The 3,296-nt window shown below is 72.9% G+C and carries 3 protein-coding genes and 1 tRNA gene; 1 reads left to right on the top strand and 3 read right to left on the bottom strand.

The annotated features are described in order from the left end of the window. Nucleotides 1-85: 85 nt before the first annotated feature. Complete coding sequence (locus ACWEN3_RS44135) at nucleotides 86-397, bottom strand: hypothetical protein (RefSeq protein WP_452983690.1); 312 nt, start codon at nucleotides 395-397, stop codon at nucleotides 86-88. A gap of 364 nt (nucleotides 398-761) precedes the next feature. On the opposite strand from ACWEN3_RS44135, the gene ACWEN3_RS44140 reads away from it, so the two are divergent. Next, nucleotides 762-1,634 carry a bifunctional DNA primase/polymerase gene (locus tag ACWEN3_RS44140; RefSeq protein WP_452983693.1) on the top strand — a complete coding sequence of 291 codons (873 nt, stop codon included), beginning with the start codon at nucleotides 762-764 and terminating at the stop codon, nucleotides 1,632-1,634. Between the two features lie 168 nt (nucleotides 1,635-1,802). Here ACWEN3_RS44140 and ACWEN3_RS44145 read toward each other — a convergent pair. Next, nucleotides 1,803-1,889: transfer RNA gene (locus tag ACWEN3_RS44145), tRNA-Ser, on the bottom strand. Nucleotides 1,890-1,988: 99 nt separating this feature from the next. Next, a partial coding sequence (locus ACWEN3_RS44150; RefSeq protein WP_452983696.1) for a S1C family serine protease occupies nucleotides 1,989-3,296 on the bottom strand: 1,308 nt, incomplete at its 5' end.

Raw genomic sequence — 3,296 nt, forward strand, 5'->3', positions numbered from 1 at the left:
CTTCCGACCCGCCGCCGCGCGGACGTGTTACGACCCCGAAGCACACCCCCCGAGGGCCCTCAGCGCGAGGGACCTCGGCCGAGGCTCACCACAGACGGGTGAAGTGGACGGCCACGTTCCCGTTTCCCTGCTGGATGGCCGTGAACGCGGAACCCCTCACCTGGGCGGTATTGCTCTGGGTCGAGGCACCGGAGCCGACCGCGCTCTGCTGTGTGGTGGACGAGTTCCCGTTGTTGTCGTGGCCGACCCCGCTGCCGACGATGCTCGCCACGCCCGCGTTCGATCCGTCGCCCGAGATGGCGCCGTTGGCCGCGGCCGCGGTGCCGCCGAAGAGGGCGACTGCCAGCGGGAGCGCGGCGACGGCGGCGAGAACGCGGGCGGTACGGATGCTTGCCATGCTGTTCCTCCAGAACCAAGGATTCAGACCATAGGGCCCGTATGTGAACTACGGCTTGTGTCAGGGCGGTTGGCCGGCCGCCTCGACTGTCGTGGACGACGTCGCGCCTCCAGAGTTGCCCACCGGATCACCGGCGAACCACCCCGGAAGCCGTGATTCGCACGCAAGCGTGATGACAAGTCGATAAACCCCCAACGCCGCCTTTGGCCACCTCAAGCCCCGACACGGCGCAGTGCGGACCTTCGCCGCCCAAGCGACACAAAGGGCGAATCGTTCCCGTGCATTTCCGGCCAATCTCCCCGACCCGGCGCGTCGCCACCCTGCCCCGCTTCCCTTTTTCGAACGTGCGTACGAACATGGAGGCATGGCCACCACCGACCGGCAGGCCACGACGCTGGCCCTCGCACACGCCCTGTCAGCCGCCGAACGCGGTCTGGCCGTCATCCCCCTGTCCCGGACGAAGCTCCCGGCCCTGCGCTCCCCCCACCGCGACCGCCCCGAGCCCGCCGGACCGCCCTGCCACGGCGAGTGCGGCCGCTTCGGCCACGGCGTGTACGACGCCTCGGCCGACCCGGTCCGCATCCGCGAGATGTTCGCCGCCGCGCCCTGGGCCACGGGCTACGGCATCGCCTGCGGCCTGCCCCCGTACCACCTGATCGGCGTCGACCTGGACACCAAGTCCGGCACGGACTCCTCCGCCGCCCTGCGCGAGCTGGCCCTGCGCCATCTGTTCACGATCCCCGAGACGGTCGTGGTCCTCACCCCGAGCGGCGGCCGCCACCTGTGGCTGACCGGCCCGCCGGACGTCGCCGTACCGAACTCGGCAGGCCGCCTCGCCCCCGGCATCGACATCCGCGGCGCCGGCGGCTACCTCGTGGGCCCCGGCTCCCGCACCGACCACGGGGTCTACGGCACCGCGCCCGGCACCGCGCAGCTGCCGCCCGCCACCTGCCCGCCGGCCCTGCTGCGCCTGCTCCTGCCCCCGCCCCGCACCGGCCACCCCGTCCCGCAGCCGCCCGGCGACCACGGCCGCGGCCTCGTCCACTTCGTCCTGACCGCCCACGAGGGCCAGCGCAACACCCGTCTGTTCTGGGCCGCCTGCCGCGCCTACGAGAACGGCCTCGGCCCGGCCCTGACCGCCCCCCTCACCGAGGCGGCCCGCCACACCGGCCTCACCGAACACGAGGCCCGAGCGACGATCGCCTCGGCGGCCCGGATGACGGGCCACCAGCCGTAAGTCCGGTCCGCCGGAACGCACTTGCCCGCCCGGGGTGAGCCCCTGCTCATCCGGTCCCGTCCCCGCGCGCGTGGACCAGGGGGCTGCAGCGGCCGGGCGGGGGCACGAAGAAGGGGTGCCTCGTGAACCGAGACACCCCTTCTCGAGCCGTGGGGCTCATGAACTCCGCGGAGGCGGTGGGATTTGAACCCACGGTGACATCGCTGCCACGACGGTTTTCAAGACCGTTCCCTTCGGCCGCTCGGGCACGCCTCCCCGCGCTGCCGTGGACCGGCAGCGCGGGTACACATTACCGGCCCGGGCCCGGCCGCGGGGGCCCGGTGTTGTGGGGCGGACCTCGCGTGCCCGCCGGGGTCAGCTGTCGCCGACGCGGGAGCCCAGGGTCAGGTCGGCCGTGTGCTCCTGACCGCCCCGCGTGTAGGTGATCGTGACCTTGTCGCCGGGCTTGTGGGTCCAGATCTCGCCGATCAGCGTGGGGCCGCTGTCGACCACCGAGTCGTCGAGCTTGGTGATCACGTCACCGGGCTTGAGGCCCGCCTTGTCGGCCGGGCCGCCGGACTCGACCGCGGAGGAGCCGCCCGCGCCCTGGTCGGTGATCTTCGCGCCGTTGGTGGAGTCCTCCAGCGAGACGGACGCGCCGATCTTGGCGTACACCGGCTTGCCGGTCTTGATCAGCTGCTGGGCGACGTACTTGGCCTGGTTGATCGGGATGGCGAAGCCGAGGCCGACCGAGCCGGACTGGCCGCCGCCGAAGCTGCCGCTGTTGGTGGACTGGATGGCCGAGTTGATGCCGATGACCGCGCCGGCGGCGTCCAGCAGCGGGCCGCCGGAGTTGCCCGGGTTGATGGACGCGTCGGTCTGCAGCGCGCTCATGTACGACGCCTTGCTCGAGGAGCTGCCGTCGCTGGAGGCCACCGGGCGGTTCTTGGCGCTGATGATGCCGGTCGTCACCGTGTTGGACAGGCCGAAGGGGGCGCCGATGGCGATGGTCTCGTCGCCGACGGCCACCCTGTCGGAGTCGCCGAGCGCCAGCGGCTTGAGGTCGGACGGGGGGTTCTTGAGCTTGACGACCGCCACGTCGTAGCCCTGGGCGTGGCCGACGACCTCGGCGTCGTACTTCCTGCCGTTCGGGAACGTCGCGGTCAGCTTGCCACCGCTGAGCGCGTCCGCCACCACGTGGTTGTTGGTGACGATGTGGCCCTGGGTGTCGAAGACGAACCCGGTGCCCGTGCCGCCCTCGCCGTTGCTGCCCTCGGCCTCGATGGTGACCGTGCTGGGCAGCGCCCGGGAGGCCACGTTGGCGATCGTGCCGGGCGCGCGCTTGACCTGCGAGGCGCTGTTGTCGGAGGCGGAGACGGTGGTGGAGCCACCGTTGTCGTTGTCCTTGGCCAGGGTGTAGCCGATGCCGCCGCCCAGGCCGCCCGCGACCAGCGCGGCCACCAGGACCGCGGCGACCAGCCCGCCGCGTCCGTTGCGCGGCTTGGGGGCGGGCTGCTGGTACGACGCTCCCCAGCCGGCACCGCCCGCGCCGCCGCTGCCCGCGTCGCCGTAGCCGGGCGCGCCGTGGGGCGGGGGCGGCCAGGCGCCCTCAGGGGTGGCGTACGGGGGCTGGTGGCCGCCCGGGCCCTCCTGGGCGTGCGCGGTGGGCACGGGACCCTGTGG

Source organism: Streptomyces sp. NPDC004561, from assembly GCF_053602155.1.